The sequence below is a fragment of the Algoriphagus sp. 4150 genome, from assembly GCF_031457395.1.
Lineage (GTDB): Bacteria > Bacteroidota > Bacteroidia > Cytophagales > Cyclobacteriaceae > Algoriphagus.
In genome coordinates this window covers 87575-106622 of sequence record NZ_JAVDWS010000003.1, presented here as the reverse complement: position 1 = coordinate 106622, position 19048 = coordinate 87575, and the positions used below count along the sequence as shown (strand labels likewise).

Sequence of the window (19048 nt, the reverse complement as noted above, 5' to 3'; positions counted from 1 at the left end):
TTCTATGAAAAATAACACGATTATACTTCTGATTATCTCTGTGGTGGTTTTAGCTGCGGTTGTTTATACGCTTACAGGTGCTGAAAGTCCCGAAGATTACATTGAAAGGATAGAGAAGGAGCGCGAAAAGCAGTTTAAATTCATCCGTTTTGAATTTGATTCCCCTCTGACGGAAGAGCAAAAACTGTCTTTTACCAAATTGAATTTTTACCCGATCGATCCTGCCTACAAAGTCAAGGCGAGACTCTTGCCTATCGAAGAAAGGAAAGTAAGGGAAGTTCCGCTGACGGATGGAAGCAAGGAAAAATACATTGAGCACTCTTGGGCAGAATTTGAGCTGAGCGGTAAGGCTGAAAAGCTTTTGCTATTGCAGGCAGTCAATGAACCCGATAAGCGAAATTTCTTTTTGGCATTTGCAGACAAAACCAGTGCTGAGGAGACTTATGGGGGTGGCAGATATATCAATGCCCGTCAGGATGGCAAAAACAGTATTACCCTGGATTTTAATAGGGCTTATAATCCTTACTGCGCTTATAATCCCGATTACGCCTGTCCACTTCCACCCAAAGAAAACTTGCTGGAGATTCCAATTCCCGTGGGCGAGAAAAATTACGGAAAATAGCCTTTTCGCCTAGCTCAAATCTCTTAAATTTGTGCTTACTACTGAATAAAATGAGGCTGTCTCAAAGCTCATAAATGTCACATTGAGCGAAGTCGAAATGGGTTTAGTTAACCTCTAAAAGGCTTCGACTTCGCTCAGCCTGACAAGAAAAACTGATTATGAGACAGTCTCTTTTGTTTATCTCGCAGATCTATTTTGATTTGCTTTATGAATAATAACACATGAAAATCTCAATAAATCGATTAAAAAAATATATACCCCATACCGAATCGGTTGAGGAAATCGGTGCCTTGCTGACCCAGTCCGGATTGGAAGTGGAGGGCATAGAAGAATTCGTCTCAGTCAGAGGAGGCCTTGAAGGTATCGTGATCGGAGAAGTACTTACCTGCGAAAAACATCCTGATGCCGATAAACTGAGCATCACCACGGTAGATATAGGATCGGGAGTTTCTTCAATAGTTTGTGGAGCTCCCAATGTAGCCAAAGGTCAAAAGGTGTTGGTCGCAACTATAGGGGCGACACTTTACCCGTCTGAAGGTGATCCCTTTCAGATCAAAAAAACAAAGATCAGAGGGGAAGTTTCGGAGGGAATGATCTGCGCCGAAGATGAACTTGGACTTGGTTCCAGTCATGCAGGAATTATGGTTTTGGATACGGATTTGCCAAATGGTACTCCCGCATCTGAGTTTATCGAAATAGGTCAAGACCAAGTTTTGGAAATTGGCTTGACTCCAAACAGAGCCGATGCTGCTTCTCATTTAGGAGTTGCACGTGATTTGAAGGCACTTTTGGGCAGAGAATTGGAGATTGATCCAGCTCCTGTATTTGTCGTGGAAGCTTCCGGTCCTGCTATTCAGGTGGAGGTGGAAAATACTGCCGATTGTCCCCGCTATGCCGGTGTGGTGATTACTGATTTGAAGATTGGACCTTCTCCCGCTTGGCTTCAGAATTTCTTGAAAGCGCTTGACTTGGAGCCTATCAACAACGTGGTGGACATCACCAATTTCATTTTGCATGATCTGGGTCAGCCTCTTCATGCGTTTGACGCGGCGAAAATTTCCGAAGGAAAAATCATTGTAGGCAAACTTCCGAAGGATGCCAAGTTTGTGACGTTGGATGGGAAAGAGCGTAAGCTTTCAGGTGAAGAGTTGATGATCAAAGACGCAAAAGGCGGGCTTTGCATCGCCGGCGTTTTTGGAGGAGTAGATTCTGGGGTTTCTGAGGGAACTACGTCAATATTCTTGGAGTCTGCTTATTTTTCTCCGGACATAGTCAGAAAAGGAAGCCAGTTTCATGGGTTGAAGACAGATGCTTCTTTCCGTTTCGAAAGAGGAACTGATCCAAATATGCCTGTTTATGCGTTAAAAATGGCGGTTAAGCTTTTGCAGGAAATCGCCGGAGGCAAAGTATGTTCTGAGTTGACGGATATATATCCTGAACCGGTTGAAGATTTTGTGATCGAGGTGAATTACGGTCACATCAACCGACTGATAGGAAAGAAAATTGAGCCCTCACAGGTGAGATCGATTTTGGAAAGTTTGGAAATCAAAGTTGAAAATGAAACTGCAGAAGGTTTTACCGCGATTGCCAAGCCGTACCGTGTAGATGTGACCCGTGAAGCGGATATTATTGAGGAGATTTTGAGAATCTATGGCTTTCACAATGTGGCCCTTTCCGAGAATCTCAGAACGGATTACCTTGCAGAGCATCCTGCAAAAGACCTGAATAAGCTACAGTATCGCTTGACGGAGATTTTGACCGGTCAGGGATATTACGAGATGATTACGAATAGTTTGACGAAGTCCACCTATGCGGAGAAATCCGGTTTTCTGGATCCAAAGGACAGCGTAGTCATCTATAATAAGCTTAGTGAAGATCTGGATGTGATGCGTCAGAGTTTGCTTTACTCGGGTCTGGAAGTGCTGGCTAGGAATATCAACAGACGTCAGACTGATTTGAAATACTTCGAGTTTGGTACCGTTTATCATAAGTCCGAAGAAGGATATGCGGAAAGCAAGAGGCTTTCACTTTTCCTTACGGGTAAGAAGACTGCCGAAAGCTGGGTGGAACCAACCAAAGGGTTCGCATTTACGGATTTGTACGCTACAGTGGAGGGGATTCTGGAAAAGCTGAATGTGCAGCCGGGAGATCTTACTATGGTGGAGACTGCACCTTATGCCTATGGCTTGAAGATCATGCTGGGGCAAAAGGAACTGGCGACGATCGGTTTGCTTGACGATAAGGTTTTGAAGCAAACAGAGGTAAGGCAAGAAGTATGGTATGCGGAGTTGAATTGGGATTTGCTTTGCAAAAAAGCTTCAGGTTTGAAAAAGTTTGAGGAAATTTCAAAATTCCCTGAAGTCCGCAGAGATCTCTCCCTGGTGATAGACAAAAACGTGAGTTATGATCAGGTAAAATCCGTTGCCGTGAAGTTTGGAGGGAAATTATTAAAAAGAATTGGAGTTTTTGATGTGTACCAAGGAGATAAAATTGATGGAGGCAAAAAGGCCTATGCATTAAGTTTTCATCTACAGGATCAGGAAAATACATTGACTGATAAGGTAATTGACAAAACTATGAGTAAATTGATTCAAGCCTTTGAGAAAGAGGTGGGTGCTTTGATAAGAACATAGAAATGATTCAAGAGGAACTGCAAAAATTAGAGAAACTAGCCCAGCAGGCTAGTAGTAAATTGCTTGAGATAAGTGAGGAAAACCGGCAATTGAAGCAAAAAATATTTGAAGTAAGTAATGCTTTGGATAAAAAGGAGCAGGAAATCGAACATTTTAAAAATAAAATTAAAATTAGTAACATTGTGGACAACCAACCGGTGAATCCGGAACAGTCAACTGAAATGAGTGACCTAATCAATAATTATATACAAGAAATCGATCATTTAATCACCTACTTATCTGAGTGATATGGAGACACTTGCCATCCGGTTAAAAATAGGGGATAGAGAATATCCCATGCGCGTGAAGATCGAGGATGAATCCAAGATCCGGCATGCAGGCAAGTTGATTAATGAGAAATTAAAAAAGTATAAAGAGGAGTACGGACTGGACGATAATCAGGATTTGCTGGCTATGGTAGCCTTTGATTGCATGGTGGAATCATTGGAAACCAATCAGGTGAATACGGAAGATTCCGAGCATATAAAATCCAGTATTTCTCACATCAATGCTTTGCTGTCTAAGGCTTTGTAATTATTTAAAACACAAAATTCAGAAGATTTTTCAGATTCCCCGGGTTTGATTTATATCCAAAATACCTATGGGAGAAATGCTATATATTGTCCTCGCGGCCCTAGTTGGGACTGGTGCAGGAGCGGCCATTGCCGGCGCATTAATAAAAAATAAAAATTCTAAACTGGAAGAAGAAACCCGTGAGCGGGTGAAATCCATGCTTCGCGAAGCGGAGATCAATGCAGAAGCTATCAAGAAGGATCGTATTCTGGAAGCTAAGGAGAAGTATCTCAAACTTAAATCCGAGTTTGATGAGGAGATGACCAATAAGAAGAATATTATCCTCACCAATGAGAATAAGGTTAAGCAAAGAGAACAGCAAGTCTCCAAAGAACTGGAGCAGGTGAAAAGAAAAGAAGCGGAACTGGATAGCAAGTCAGAGAACTTAAACGCTCAGCTACACTCACTAAAAGTCAAAAAAGAAGAGCTTGATCGGGTAACCAATCAGCGGATTGCTGACTTGGAAAAAGTCGCCAACCTTACCCGTGAAGAAGCGCGTGAGCAATTGGTAACTATGCTTACTGAGGAAGCCCAGTCCAGAGCATCTTCCCAGATCAAGGACATCTTGGATGAGGCAAAACTTACCGCTACCAAGCAGGCCAAAAAGATCGTGTTGGATACGATACAGCGTACCGCAACTGAGCATGCTGTAGAAAACTGTGTGTCTGTATTCAACATCGAAAGCGATGACATCAAAGGCAAAATCATCGGTAGAGAGGGTAGAAACATCCGGGCACTGGAAGCTGCTACAGGAGTGGAGATCGTGGTGGATGATACACCTGAGGCAATCATTATTTCCGGTTTTGATCCGGTGAGAAGGGAAGTGGCTAGACTATCCCTTCACAGACTGGTACAGGATGGACGTATCCACCCTGCCAGGATAGAAGAAGTAGTGGCCAAGACAGAGAAGAACATCGAAGAGGAAATCGTCGAAATAGGAGAAAGAACCTGTATAGATCTTGGAATCCACGGACTTCATCCTGAGTTGATCAGAATGGTAGGACGTATGCGTTATAGATCTTCTTACGGTCAAAACCTTCTTCAGCACTCCAGAGAAGTGGCCAAGCTTTGTGCTACTATGGCTGCTGAGATGGGACTCAATGCGAAGATGGCCAAGCGTGCAGGCTTGTTACACGATATAGGAAAAGTATGGCATGAAGAACAGGAACTTCCTCACGCAGTATTGGGGATGGAGCTGGCTAAACGATACAAGGAGCATCCGGAAATCTGTAATGCCATCGGAGCCCACCACGATGAAATAGAGATGACTTCCATGATCTCCCCGATCGTGCAGGCTTCAGATGCTATTTCAGGCGCAAGGCCGGGCGCAAGACGTGAAGTGATGGATAGCTATATCAAGCGACTCAAAGACCTTGAGGAGCTTGCTTTAAGCTTTGATGGAGTGAACAAATGCTTTGCTATGCAGGCAGGCCGTGAACTCCGGGTTTTGGTGGATGCGGATAATGTAGACGATGCTACAGCAGGTAAGCTTTCTTTTGATATTTCCCAGAAAATAGAAAAGGAAATGCAGTATCCCGGCCAGATCAAAATCACGGTAATCAGAGAAATGAGAGCGGTAAATTACGCTAGGTAAATTGTGGGGGAAGACAGGAGACCGAAGTAGCCTTTAAGCTAGTGTTATTTGAACACTATGATGCTTTTGCTTTACTGGAAGAAAAGTGGGTATCCATAAAATAATAACTTGATCAATAGTTAAATGGCAGATATCTTCGGGTTTCTGCCATTTTTATTTTAAGCTTATGATGCCTTTATACAGGATGAACAGTCTTGCAAGTTTGATCATGGAACTTCGGATATTGTTTGGGAGAATTCGGTTGACAAAGCTGGAGATTCAGATTCTTGAGCAACAATTCCCGTATTATGCCAGACTTTCAGAAAAGCATAAAAGGGAATTCAGAGAGAAACTTGCAGTCATTCTTACCACCAAATCTTTTATGGGAAGAGGAGGTCTGAGAATTGTTACTTCCGAAATGAAAATCCTGATCGGAGCAACTATGGTAATGGTTACCTTCGGTTGGAAAGATCTTCGTCTGCCTCATTTTAGTAAGATTCTAATCTACCCTGATACGTACTACAGTACGATTTCCAGACAGTATCACCGGGGTGAAGTCAATCCAAAGCACGGGATTATAGTGATGTCTTGGAACTGCTTTCAAGAAGGACTAGAGAACGTAAATGATGGGGTAAATCTCGGTATTCATGAAGTAGCCCATGCCTTGAAACTTGAAAATCAAATTCATTACAATGGAGAAAGTCGGTTCTTCAACCCTGGAGTATATAATTCATTTCAGAAGTTAGCGGCTATAGAGGTAGAGAACATAAAAGCCGGAAACTTGACTGTATTTAGGTCAAGTGCCGGCTTAAATGGTGATGAGTTTTTTGCCATAGCATTGGAAGCTTTCTTTGAAAAGCCTCAGGAATTTTTTGACTATAATCCTGCTCTTTATGGTACTTTGGCGGGCTTGATGCGTCAAGACCCGCGAGTTTGGATCCGGAAATGAGCAAGCCGTCCACAGTCCCTATCACTGCTTCCAGCAATCAGTCCTTCATAGCCTCTCAGGTCTTCTTCCCCTGACCTCTTCCTGCAAGCCGATGAAGTAGGCAAAGTCCTCCATTTGTAGAATACTTAGAATCCAGAGCCAATAAACCGTGGATTTTATTTTAGGAGAGGAATATTAAGTGACAATTTTTATAAAACTGTCACTATGTAAAATACAATTTTATAAAAATTGTCACTATAGATATAAATAAACATTATCTTTCCAGAGTGAAAGAACTAGTCAAAGACATATTGGCGGGTTACTCCATACGGAAAAACATTTCGGGACTATTCCCCAGAGATAAGCAGCTGTATGTCGATCTGGCAAAAATGCAAGTCATAGTTGGTCCACGAAGAGTGGGTAAAACCACCGCTATGCAGGTCTATATGCAGGAACTAGTCGAAAAAAAGGGAGTCAAACCTAATCAGTTGGTTTACTTCAATTTTGAAGATGAGCGGGCCTATTTTCAGCCCGAGCAGTTGGATTTGATCCTCCAAGGGTGGAAAGAACTCCATCCGGAAGTCAAACTGGAAGATTGTTATTTCTTTTTTGATGAAGTACAGGCGGCACAGGGCTGGGAAAAATTCCTCAACCGTATCAATGAGACCTTGACCAAGAAAATATGCTTTACCGGAAGCAACAGCAGACTGCTCCACACCGAAGTCAACACGGTACTCCGTGGAAGAAGCATTGCGGTGGAACTTCTACCACTTTCTTTTGCGGAATATTGCCGATTTCAGCTCCATCAGCCAGTTCTCTACGGTTCCGAAAAAAGCCTCACTGAGGTGTTTTTTCAAAAGTACCTCCGACAGGGAGGCTACCCCGAAGTGATCGGACTAGAAGATGAAGTCTTGCGGACAGCCTACTTACAAGAATATTACAACACGATGCTCCTGCGGGATATCGTCGAATATCATCATTTGTCCAATTTTCAGTACCTCAGACCATTGTTTCGGCTGGCAGCGACCAGTATAGGTCAGCCTGTTTCCATCAGGCGCTTTTTCAATCATCTGAAATCAATGGGATATACCGTAGGCCTGAATAGTCTGTATGAGGTGATGAACTATGCGGAGGATGCTTACCTTTTCAAACGGATAGGACGCTATGATCATTCTACCGGTAAGTCTGATAAATCTGACAAAAAACTGTACTGGTTGGATAATGGACTCCTAAGAGCCCTGGTCGGCATAGGTGCATCTGGCAACGGAACCTTGTTGGAAAACAGTGTTTTTCTCCACCTCTATCGTATATACGGTTCGATGTACTTATCCCAAATCTTCTATTATTCAGATCAGTCCCACGAATGTGATTTTGTGGTACTAAGAGGAGAAGGGCGTCCGATGCCCATCCAAGTCTGTTGGTCTATGGAGCAACTTCGGACGCATGATCGGGAAGTAAAAGGACTACTAAAGGCTTGTAAATATGCGGATGTAAAAGAAGGCTTGATCCTCACGTTGGAGGAAAGTGGCAGCTGGGAACAAGATGGGGTGACTATCCGAATGATGCCTGTCTGGAGGTGGATGCTGGAAACGAATTAGTCGAATTTTGATCTCAAGCATTCGAAAGAACAACCCTAGCTTTTGACCAAGTAATAAAAAGGATAAGCCAAGCCCGACTTCTGGAGAAGCAGAGAATTGGAATCAGTTGAAGGCTTATGCAGACATAATGGCTTAACCTACTAAATCAAAGAAGCTAAGCCTTTAGTAACTTATCCACAGCATCAGTTACTGCATGTACAAAGCCTTCATACCCTCCTAAGTCCTCTCCCCAATACGCTCTTTCGCTCAATAGTTTGCTCACAGTCGCTTCGGTAGTAGTAAGTTCCCAAGCAGCTTTGAATTCAGCCATTAGTGTGGGATTGTCATTGACAGGAGTTTCTATTCCCTTGTAATTTCCTTTATAGAATACCAGAAGTGCAGCAAAGGAACGAATCAGTTTCTCAGGCCATTCTTTTTTCAACTCATAATAGGCTAGGAGAGAAGGCAGTACCCGGACTTTGAATTTTGAGATGCTATTCAATGCGATCGACTTAAGCTCATGCACAATGAACGGATTGGCAAACCGCTCCAAGACATCACTGGCAAACTGCTCCAATTCTTCCTGTGGCATATGGAGCGTAGGAATTATCTCGTCGTAAATCGCTTCTTTCAGGAAAGAGCTGATTTCAGGGTTTTCCACAGCTTCCTTTACCGTTCTCAGCCCTTTGAGATACGCATAAGGTACCATTGACGTATGTCCTCCGTTTAAGATTCTTACTTTTTGAGTGCGAAAAGGAGCAAGGTTATCCACAAATTTCACATTGAGGCCAGCCTTATCCAATGGGAACTCCTCTTTTACCGCGTGAGCTCCTTCTATGGCCCAAAAATGATAGGGTTCCACCATGACGGCCATATCATCTTTGTAACCGATTTTCTCCTGAACCTCTTCGATAGAATCTTTTGGGAATCCGGGGACAATTCTATCCACCAGTGTATTGCAGAAGATGTTTTTCCAGTCAATCCACTCAGAAAATTCCATAGGCAACTTCCAAAATGTAATGTATTTCTGGATACATTCTTTCAGTGCCTCACCATTCCCTTCGATCAGTTCACAGGGAAGGAATATCAGTCCCTTGGAGTCATCTCCCTTGAAGGTTTTGAAGCGATGGTAAAGCAGGGCAGTGAGTTTGCCGGGGAATGTTTTGGAAATGTGATCTGCGGAAGAATCTGTAGGATCAAAGACAATCCCTGCTTCTGTGGTATTGGAAACCACAAATCGCAAATCTGGATTTTCTCCCAGTTTCAGATATTCATCATATTCCTCAAATACATTGGTAATGCCTGATACGCAATTAATAAGCGTGTATTCTTGTACCAATTCACCCTTTTTCGGGCCCTGTTCTATTACATGAAAGAGGCAATCCTGCTCTTTCATGGGGTTGCTGCCTGACTTACTATGTACTTGGACGATATGAATATCTCCGTCAAAAACATTGGCTTGGTTGGCCTTCTGAATCATCCAGTCTGTGAATCCGCGAAGGAAATTTCCATTTCCAAACTGAAGGATTTTTACGGGGCGTTGAGAAGGGGGGAAGGCGGATCGGGAAAGAGCTTGCATTGAGTTAAAAGGGGCTTAGGAGCGTTAGTTATTTTGTTTGTTGATTGATGAATTGCGGATGATCAGCTCCGGTTTTAAAATGGTTTTTTTGGGGATGTTATTTGCTTGATCCTTTTGACCAAGGATTTCAAAAAAGGTTTCGGCTGTGATTTTTCCCATTGGAATGCTTTTTTGATTGACTGTGGTAAGTGTGGGTTCTGTGAATGATGTAAATGGCTCATCTCCAAAACCCACCAGTTTTACATCTTGGGGAAGGTTATATCCATTTTCTTTCAAAACCTGCATTGCCCCCATGATGGAGTAGTCTGAGGCTGAAAAAACAGCGTCAAAGGAGATTTTTTCATCTATCACCTCTTGCATGGATGCTCTTCCGTCTTCCAGTTGCATCTTGCTGAAGCGGATCAGCTTAGAATCTACTGCTATTCCGTGCTTCAGCAAAGCATCCTCATAGCCTCTTTTTCGCTCTTTATAAATGTTGATGTTTTGGGAGCTGGAGAAGTGTACTATTCGCCTACATCCCTCACTGATCAGATGTTCTGTTGCCTCAAATGCCCCGTAATAATCATCAATCACAACCTGACTTACATCCAGCTCATTGGTTACCCTGTCGAAAAGCACCAGAGGGATTCCTTTTTTAAGGATTTTTTTGAAGTGATCTACATTTTCGGTCGTTTTGCCTACAGAAGCAATTACTCCATCCACTTGTGCATTAAGCAAGGCTTCTACAGTCTGCATCTCCTTTTCGTAGTCATCATAAGACTGGGTGATTACCACTTTGTAGTTGAGAGAATTGGCTATTTCTTCTATCCCCCGGATTACGGAGGAGAAGAAATTTCTGTTTGCAGTCGGTACAATCACTCCGATCAGTCTGCTTCTCCCGCTTCTCAATGCAGATGCGATATTGTTCGGCTGATAATTGAGTTCCTTAGCAGCTTTTAGTACTTTTCTCTTAGTGGCATCTGAGATCCTGGGATTGTTGTTCAGTGCCCTAGAGACTGTAGAAGCAGTTACTTGAAGCTTTTCAGCGATGTCATGAATGGTGGCTTTCCCGTTTCTCATTGCCTTGTTTAGTGTTAAGGAAAAATGGTTTTGGAAGTTCTAAGATAATTATTCACCGGCTGGTTTGCCTATAGTAGCAAGAATTCCGCCATCCACATAGATTATCTGTCCATTGACGAAATCACTGGCTTGACTGGACAAAAAGACAACCGCGCCTCCCAGATCATCGGGGTTGCCCCATCGGCCGGCTGGAGTACGGTTGACGATAAAGTCGTTGAATGGATGCCCGTCCACCCGGATTGGAGCAGTTTGCTCGGTAGCAAAATAGCCGGGGCCTATACCATTGACTTGAATGTTATATTTAGCCCATTCTGTAGCCAGATTGCGGGTAAGCATTTTCAAACCGCCTTTTGCTGCAGCATAAGCACTTACTGTATTGCGTCCAAGCTCGCTCATCATGGAGCAGATATTTATGATTTTTCCTTTTCCGTTTTTCACCATGGTTTTGGCTACTCGCTGAGATACAATGAAGGGCGATACAAGATCTATGTCGATTACTTTTCGAAAATCTTCAGGATCCATTTCCAAGGCAGGTACACGCCTGATCATTCCCGCATTATTCACCAATATATCTATAGCTCCTATTTCCTCTTCGATTTTAGTGATAGCAGCATCTACAGCCTTTACATCACTGACATCGAATAAATAGGGGTGGGCTAGGATTTCTTCAGATGCATATTCTTCAATTGCGGCTTCCATTTTGGATGGGGTATGACCATTGATGACCAATGTGGCACCTTGATGAGCCAGCGCTTTTGCCATAGCCATACCCAGACCATGAGTCGCTCCTGTGACAAGAGCAATTTTTCCTCTTAATTCAAAGTTTGGTTTCATCTGTTTATATTTTGATTTTTAATGGCCAGATGGAATCTCGCATGGCTTATTAATCATCTCAGTGTGTGATTTTTGAGATATGCTCGATTTCATGTGTTTATAATTTGTTCTTCAACGGCCACATGGAATCTCGCATGCATTGTAATCATTCCAGTGTGTGACTTTTGAGTCATGCTCGATTTCATACTATTGTATTTTTTTCAAAGACCACTTCGCCCAGTCCGCTATGGCGTATCATCCGACATCGAACAGCCTCGCCGTGGCGGGTCTTACTGCCATTAAACTAAAGGGGATATTGCTGCCGGCATCATTGCGGATAATCAGATAATTTATTTCAATTCGGAAGGCTTCACCATATCCATGTCGCCATAGTCCATGTTCTCTCCGGCCATTCCCCAGATAAAAGTGTAATTGGAAGTTCCTGCACCACTGTGGATAGACCAGACCGGTGAGATGACTGCTTGATGGTTTTTCATCCAAATATGCCTGGTTTCGTCAGGGGTTCCCATAAAGTGTGAAACTACATTTTCTTCTTTGAGATCGAAATAGAAGTAAGCTTCCATTCGCCGGTCATGGACATGGGCAGGCATAGTATTCCAGACAGAGCCCGGTTTCAATTCGGTCATTCCCATTTGCAATTGGCAGGTCTCTACTACCGAGTTGACCAGAAGTTTATAAATTGTTCGATGATTGGAGTTTTCCAGGGAGCCGAGAGTGACTACTTCAGCATCGTTCTGTGTGATTTTGCGGGTGGGATAGGAACAATGTGCAGGAGCGGAATTAAAATAAAGTAAAGTCTTGCCTTCAGCTGAAGGGTGGAATATCACCTGCTGAACGCCCTTTCCGATATAGAGCGCTTCTTTGCGATCGAGACTGATAGATTCTCCATCTACTTCTATGGTGCATTTCTCACCTACGTTGATGATGCCTATCTCGCGACGTTCCAGAAAGTAAGGAGCCTTCAGCTGATCGATAGTTTCCAGTTGCACAGGTCTGTCTGCAGGGTGGATTCCGCCTACAATCAGCCGGTCCTCCATGGTATATATCCCGGTGATTTGATTTGGAAGGAAAATGTTTTCGAGCAAAAATTTTTCCCGAATTTCTTTGGTGGGGTATTTTTTGAAATCCTCAGGGTGCGAGGAATACCGCGTTTCAATAGTAGTACTCATAAGAGGGTTGATGTAATCGTTTGCGCAATATAGTATTATTTTTGAATATCAAATTGAAGTGATAATATTCGTTTGGTAAGGAATTGCGAATTAGTATTTCGTAAAAGAGATCATTTTTGATCTTAAATCACTTAAATGAAGAATAAACCTTGGTAAAAATTTTTTCTTAAATATTTTATTTTTAATATGCAATCGATTGCTCAACAATGCGTTTGGTAGTTTGGTTTTGGAATCAAGATATCAAGTTTATTACTATATAACTCATTGGATCTAAGTATGCTAATGAAAATACAGCCCAGAATAACCAAAAAGTCTAGACTTCACCTGTCTACGTTATTATCAGGATTTCTATTGATTGTTGCATTAAGTTGTGCACAGCAAAAAGATAAGAATAACTCTGACGATCAGGCGAAAGTTGCTCGATTTTCCATCGAAAATCCCCTGGCTATTGATAGGACTAACCAATTGGTAGTAATCAGCACGGCGGATTTACAGGGTAAATTCCCTGACCCTAAAGGGTCGAATTACAAGGTTTTTTTAGGAGAAGAGGAGATCCCTTCACAGTTGAATACCAAGGGTAATGATCAAGGGCTGGTTTTTGTCTTACCCCAAATTGGTGCAAATCAAACGCTCGACATCGAACTGAGAAACTCAGCTGATTTGTCTGCTTCGGATTACCCTAAGCTCACTCAGGCTGAACTCTCCCACAAATTCGGAGGCGAATTTAAAGACCGGAAATACATAGGAGGGCATTTTGAAAATGTGGATTCGCTCCATGTACCGGCTGAACATACCGACCATTCTTGGTTTATCCGCTACGAAGGCCCCGGGTGGGAGTCTGATTTAGTCGGTTATCGTTTTTATCTGGATTGGAGAAATGGCATTGATGTGTTTGGGAAGAAAGTAAGTACTCCCGCGTTGCAGGATGTGGGTCAGGATGGATTTGATTCTTATCATGAGCCGGCTGACTGGGGGATGGACGTCCTGAAGGTAGGGAAGACGTTGGGCTTGGGAAGTATCGCGACGTTAGAAGAAGGAAAGGCCAGAAGAGTGGATGTAACCGATAGCTTATATGCTGAGATCATCAGTAATGGACCTGTTTATTCTTCAGTGTTTACGAGATATTTAGGGTGGGACTTGCCTAGTGGCAAAACGGATATTTTATCCACTATCTCTATTCATTCAGGCACCCGCCTGTCCAGAATGGACCTGACTTCCACGGCTGATATTCCAAATTTCGCAACAGGACTGATCAAAGACAGCAAAGCAGAGGTATTGAAAAGTGATGCCGGGCTTGCTTATAGTTATTTAGCTACCTATGGCCCCCAGAGCTTGGCAGGAGACAAGCTTGGAATAGCAATACTATATCCGACTGCCCAATTGATGCAGGTGACAGCTGATGAATTGTCTCATATTTTGGTTTTTGATTCCGGTAATAAAAATTTGAGTTATTACTTTTTGGCAGCCTGGGAGCAAGAGAAAGAGGGTATCCAAAATAAGGAAGAGTTTGAGAAGTATCTCAGGGATGAAATCAGAAAACTATCAACCCCTTTGATAATTCATAAATGAACTATAGGAGTTTTATCGCAACGGACGAGCGGTAAAGGTGTCAATTTATATTGATTAGCGTTCTGGAAACAGATTTAGGTAAGAGGATCTTAGTTACAATACATTAACCCAAAAAGTAAACCCATGATTAAAAAATTATTTAATTCGGCCACAAAGCCGTTTTTGAGAGTTCTTCACAAGGAGTATTATTATCGTTTAATAATAGGACTTATTTTTTTAGTCGCAATGCAATCGATTGCTCATGCGCAAAATAGGACAGTTTCAGGAACGGTAACTACAGATGAAGATTCGGAGCCATTACCCGGCGTATCAGTATTGATAAAAGGGACAACACGTGGAGTTACCACAGATCTTGACGGCCGATACGAAATTCAAGTGCCTGAGGAGGGGGTCACTTTGGTCTATTCATTTATTGGTTTTGTTTCCCAGGAAGTAGTTGTCAACAACCTGAGTCAGATTAATGTCGAGTTGAAATACGACATGCAAGACCTAGGCGAAGTGGTAGTGGTGGGCTACGGTACGGTCAAAAAATCCGACCTTACCGGCTCAGTTGTTTCAGTAAGAGACAAGGACTTGACAGCCATTCCGGTGACGAATGCACTTGAAGTGATGCAGGGGAAAGTTCCGGGACTTGACTTGACCAAAGCCAGTGGACAGGCAGGAGCCGGACTGAATATCAGACTAAGAGGAAACAGATCATTAAACGCCGGAAATAATCCCCTAGTGTTGGTGGACGGGATTATATATGGAAGTACGTTGGATGTCAATCCAAATGATATAGCATCTATTGAGGTGCTCAAAGATGCGGCTTCTACCGCTATTTATGGTACGTTGGGCGCAAATGGCGTAATTCTAATTACTACCAAACGAGGTGCTAAAGGGAAGCCAAAAGTCTCTATCAATAGTTACTACAGCACGCAGAGCTTAGATAACTATGATTACATAATGACAGGGCCTGAATGGGTAGACTTCAGAAGGGAATCAAGAAGGACCGTAGGTGAATGGAACAGTCCGGAAGATGATGGAAGTATTTTTGTGCCTCAGCAGTTGGAGAACTTCAGAAACGGAATCTATACTGACTGGGCAAACGAGGTGATTGGCACAGGCTCTCAACAGAATCATCAGGTGAGTGTCGCGGGAGCAGATGAAAAGGTGAGTTATTACTTTTCTATGGAGTATTTTGACGAGCAAAGCTTGTTTGAAAATGACGAACTCAAGCGATACAGTGGGAGAATGGCAGTTGATTACAATGCGAGCGATAAACTTAAATTGTCTACCAATATCATGTACACCGTCAGGGATCAGGACAGAAGAAGAGATCCGCTCAACTGGGCAAATAAAATTAGCCCTCTTGGCCCCGCTTACGATGGAGCAGGAGAAATAATTACCCTTCCCCTTGGTGATGGCACCACTGTGAATCCTCTCAATGATCAGATTCCCGGTAATTTCATGGACAATGAAATCAACAGAAGGTTCTTTGGAAATGTGAGTTTGGAATGGAAACCGGTTACATCGGTCAATTTCACCTCCAGGCTTGGCTTGGATAATTCAAATTCCCGTAGAGGCGTATTTTTGGGAGAAAATACCATCGATGTAGGACCGGATGGACGCACTGTAGGCAGGGCTACCAATAATATGGCTTCTAGAGTTACTTGGGAAAATTTTGCTACTTACTCCAAAGCCAGTACAGATCATGATTTTCAGGTGTTGCTGGGACAAAGTATGTGGGCTACCCGTAATGAAGAGTATTTTGCAGAGGGACTCGACTTGCTGTCACCCACGATGCTGTTTCATAATTTAGGGGCTTCCCAAGATGGAATCCGAATCAATAGTTCGCTTGTAGAAACATCTCTGGCCTCATTTTTTACCCGGGTGAATTACAAATTCAAAAACAAATACATTTTCAATGGTGTGCTGAGGGCAGATGGATCATCAGTTTTGGCAGCCGGCAATAAGTGGGGTTTTTTCCCTTCAGCTGCTGTATCTTGGCTAGCTAAAGAAGAAGGGTTTTTAGTAGATAATTCCACTATAAGCGAGTTAAAATTCAGGCTGAGTTACGGGATTTCAGGTAATTCTGCGGTATCTCCTTATCAGACATTGGGAGGTTTGAGCAAAAGTACCTATGCATGGGATCAAGGGACGTCAGAGGTAGCCGCATTTGGCTATTATCCTTCGCTTATAGCTGCATCTCTGGGCTGGGAGGAGACTGCCAGTCTCAATTTCGGTATTGATTTCGGGTTTTTCAACAACAGACTTACAGGATCAGTTGACATCTACGAACAAAATACGACCGATCTCTTAATTGAACGTGCGGTTCCGGCTACTTCAGGTTTTACCACTGCATGGGACAATGTAGGCAAGACAAGGAACAGAGGTATAGAATTATTGCTGAGTACCATTAATCTTGATCAGCCGAGTGGCTTTAAATGGAGTACAGATTTCACATTCACCCATAATAAAGAAGAGATTCTACAGCTTGTAGAAGGTGATCGTGACTTGGCAAACGGTTGGTTTGTGGGTTATCCTATCTCTTCCCATTTTGATTATGAGAAAATCGGTATTTGGCAGCTGGGAGAAGAAGATCAGGCCAGAGCAAATCAGCAGGAAGTGGGGGAAATTAAGGTCAAAGACCAGAATGGTGATGGCATAATTACCCCTGATGACCGGACTATCCTGGGAAGTAATGTTCCGAGATTTAATCTTGGGATCAACAATAGAGTGTCTTACAAAGGGTTTGATTTGAGTGTATTTGTATTTGCACGACAAGGCAATATGATTGTGAGTGAGGCGAATGGGTCCTATAAGATAGATGCCCGTGAAAATGGTCCGAGAGTAGACTACTGGACTCCAGAGAACCCTACTAATGCATACCCTAGGCCTAATGCCGGTACCAGTACGGGAAATGCAAGGTATTTCTCCACCTTACGCTATGCTGATGGTTCGTTTGTGAAAATAAGGGATATTACATTGGGGTATAACCTGCCTCAACAATTAATCGATCATCTCTCAATTTCCGGAATTCGGGTGTATGCAACAGCCAAAAATTATTTTGTCTGGAGCAATTTAGGTGGATACGACCCTGAGCGTGGGGGGAATTTAAGCTTTCCTATGACTCGTCAGTTGCTGTTCGGTGTCAATATCGAACTTTGATTTTTTCTAAACCCAAAAAATTGAAAACCATGAAAAAACTAAACATAATAATCTTGGCATTTAGTCTTTCCTTAGGAATGTCTTCATGTACGGATTTTCTCGAAGAAGAGAATAAAACAGGCTTGACAGCTGACGGCTATTACAATACCCTTCAAGGGATAGAAGCTTTGGTAAACTCCTGCTATACGCCTATGCGTTTTTGGTATGGAAAGGAGCATGGCATTACCCTATCCGATATGGGTACAGATATCTTTACCAGAGCAAACGGGATGGAAAATCCCGCGGTAGCACTTTATAATGCTGATCTAAGTGGGGAAAATGGGCAAATAGATTTCCACTGGACTAGACTTTACTCTGCCTTGAATGCTACCAATGCTGCTGTAGGAAGAATTCCGGATTCACCCTTGTCTGAGAGCGATAAAGTGTTGAGGATGGCGGAAGTAAGGTTCCTTCGGGCGTTTTACCTTTGGCATATTGTGGAGACATGGGGTGGCGTTCATTTGTCTTTGGAGGAAGTGACTTCAGTTCAGACTACAGCTCAACGTAGTTCTGTAGATGAGTTCTATACCCAGATTTTCGAAGATCTTCAGTTTGCTATGGACAACCTGACCGTGAGTCCTGATCAATACGGCCGGGCGACAAAACCTGCAGCCGAGGCCTTTGCGGCCAGAATGCATTTGACCCGGGGAAATGATGCCGAAGCATCAAGACTGGCCAAGAGAGTGATTGAGGAATACAATTTTTCTCTTGTGGGAAGTTATGAACAGCTATGGAATATCAATAACGTGCGAAATTCAGAGGCAGTTTGGATTGTGAATTTCACTTCGGATCTGATCTTTAACCGGGAGCTTGAGACTCCCAGTGGAACCGATATACTTTTGAGAGACGGAGGTAATAACAGCCATATGTTCTACCTAATGACCTATGACCAATTGCCGGGAATGGTTCGTGATATCGAAAACGGACGTCCATTTGCCAGATTTATGCCTACTACATTTTTGCTGGATTTATTTGATGAATCGATTGACAGCAGATACGATGTCACCTTTCAGACAGCCTGGTATAGTAATAATCCCGGGACATATGATTTGCCACTAAGTACGGGAGATACTAAGGAAGTGGTGTTTAATGAAGGAGATACGGCGATTTTTGCCACCAAATATCCGCTCACAAACGAACAAAAAGATGCACTTCCCTACACCGTAATCGATAGAAACAGAACATATAATCCTGATGGTTCACCACGAGTTAGAGATCGATATATTTCCTTGAAGAAATTTATGGAACCTAGCCGCCCTACTGTTGCTCAGCAACAAGGTCAGCGGGATGCATTTGTGATAAGGCTGGCAGAAATGTACATGATTGTGGCGGAGGCTGAACTTAACCAAGGAAATACCTCTCAGGCATTGGAATACTTTAATACCATAAGAAGAAGAGCCGCTCTTCCGGGACAAGAGCAAGCTATGGAAGTATCTGCGGGTGATATGACAATTGATCTGATTCTAGATGAGAAGGCAAGGGAATTCGCCGGTGAGCAAATTCGTTGGTTTGACTTAAAACGAACTGGCAAGCTTGTGGAGCGGGTGAAAGCATTTAATCCTGATGCTGCGCCAAATATTCAGTCTTTTCATAATCTGAGACCTATACCCCAAAAGCAGCTGGACGCAATCACGAATAAGGATGAGTTTACCCAGAACGAAGGATACTTCTAATAGTCGTTCGTTTAAGTATGTACTATGTTGG

At 42.9% G+C, this 19048-nt stretch carries 14 protein-coding genes; 10 read left to right on the top strand and 4 right to left on the bottom strand.

The annotated features are described in order from the left end of the window. Window positions 1–4 precede the first annotated feature (4 nt). From J2X69_RS06580 to J2X69_RS06550, 7 genes are all read left to right on the top strand, one after another. A complete protein-coding gene (locus J2X69_RS06580) occupies window positions 5–622 on the top strand; it encodes a DUF1684 domain-containing protein (protein ID WP_310100409.1) in 618 nt (205 codons plus the stop codon). A 221-nt stretch (window positions 623–843) separates the two neighbouring features. Further along, window positions 844–3255, top strand: coding sequence for a phenylalanine--tRNA ligase subunit beta (gene pheT, locus J2X69_RS06575; protein WP_310100405.1), 2412 nt, complete (start codon window positions 844–846; stop codon window positions 3253–3255). 2 nt (window positions 3256–3257) lie between these two features. Further along, complete coding sequence (locus J2X69_RS06570; protein WP_310100402.1) at window positions 3258–3542, top strand: hypothetical protein; 285 nt, start codon at window positions 3258–3260, stop codon at window positions 3540–3542. Window position 3543: 1 nt separating this feature from the next. After that, the gene (locus tag J2X69_RS06565; protein ID WP_192348290.1) at window positions 3544–3828 is read left to right on the top strand and encodes a cell division protein ZapA; all 285 of its coding nucleotides are present in this window, start codon (window positions 3544–3546) and stop codon (window positions 3826–3828) included. Between the two features lie 67 nt (window positions 3829–3895). Then, window positions 3896–5461: a ribonuclease Y gene (gene rny, locus J2X69_RS06560; RefSeq protein WP_310100396.1), complete on the top strand. Its 1566-nt coding sequence runs from the start codon at window positions 3896–3898 to the stop codon at window positions 5459–5461. A 166-nt stretch (window positions 5462–5627) separates the two neighbouring features. After that, window positions 5628–6389, top strand: a complete 762-nt coding sequence (locus J2X69_RS06555) for a zinc-dependent peptidase (protein WP_310100392.1) — start codon at window positions 5628–5630, stop codon at window positions 6387–6389. A gap of 266 nt (window positions 6390–6655) precedes the next feature. Next, window positions 6656–7966, top strand: a complete 1311-nt coding sequence (locus tag J2X69_RS06550; RefSeq protein WP_310100389.1) for an ATP-binding protein — start codon at window positions 6656–6658, stop codon at window positions 7964–7966. A gap of 154 nt (window positions 7967–8120) precedes the next feature. Here J2X69_RS06550 and J2X69_RS06545 read toward each other — a convergent pair whose 3' ends face one another. From J2X69_RS06545 to kduI, 4 genes are all read right to left on the bottom strand, one after another. Beyond that, complete coding sequence (locus J2X69_RS06545) at window positions 8121–9524, bottom strand: tagaturonate reductase (protein ID WP_310100385.1); 1404 nt, start codon at window positions 9522–9524, stop codon at window positions 8121–8123. 24 nt (window positions 9525–9548) lie between these two features. Continuing rightward, window positions 9549–10583 carry a LacI family DNA-binding transcriptional regulator gene (locus J2X69_RS06540; protein WP_310100382.1) on the bottom strand — a complete coding sequence of 345 codons (1035 nt, stop codon included), beginning with the start codon at window positions 10581–10583 and terminating at the stop codon, window positions 9549–9551. Window positions 10584–10631: 48 nt separating this feature from the next. After that, a complete protein-coding gene (locus J2X69_RS06535; RefSeq protein ID WP_310100379.1) occupies window positions 10632–11417 on the bottom strand; it encodes a gluconate 5-dehydrogenase in 786 nt (261 codons plus the stop codon). Window positions 11418–11746: 329 nt separating this feature from the next. Beyond that, a complete protein-coding gene (gene kduI, locus J2X69_RS06530) occupies window positions 11747–12586 on the bottom strand; it encodes a 5-dehydro-4-deoxy-D-glucuronate isomerase (RefSeq protein ID WP_310100376.1) in 840 nt (279 codons plus the stop codon). Between the two features lie 276 nt (window positions 12587–12862). Between kduI and J2X69_RS06525 the strand changes: the two genes are divergently transcribed. From J2X69_RS06525 to J2X69_RS06515, 3 genes are all read left to right on the top strand, one after another. After that, window positions 12863–14155 (top strand): DUF4861 domain-containing protein, encoded by a 1293-nt coding sequence (locus J2X69_RS06525; protein ID WP_310100372.1) that lies wholly within the window; start codon window positions 12863–12865, stop codon window positions 14153–14155. Between the two features lie 123 nt (window positions 14156–14278). Further along, window positions 14279–17305: a TonB-dependent receptor gene (locus J2X69_RS06520; RefSeq protein WP_310100369.1), complete on the top strand. Its 3027-nt coding sequence runs from the start codon at window positions 14279–14281 to the stop codon at window positions 17303–17305. Between the two features lie 29 nt (window positions 17306–17334). Continuing rightward, window positions 17335–19017: a RagB/SusD family nutrient uptake outer membrane protein gene (locus tag J2X69_RS06515; protein WP_310100367.1), complete on the top strand. Its 1683-nt coding sequence runs from the start codon at window positions 17335–17337 to the stop codon at window positions 19015–19017. The last annotated feature ends 31 nt before the right edge of the window (window positions 19018–19048 follow it).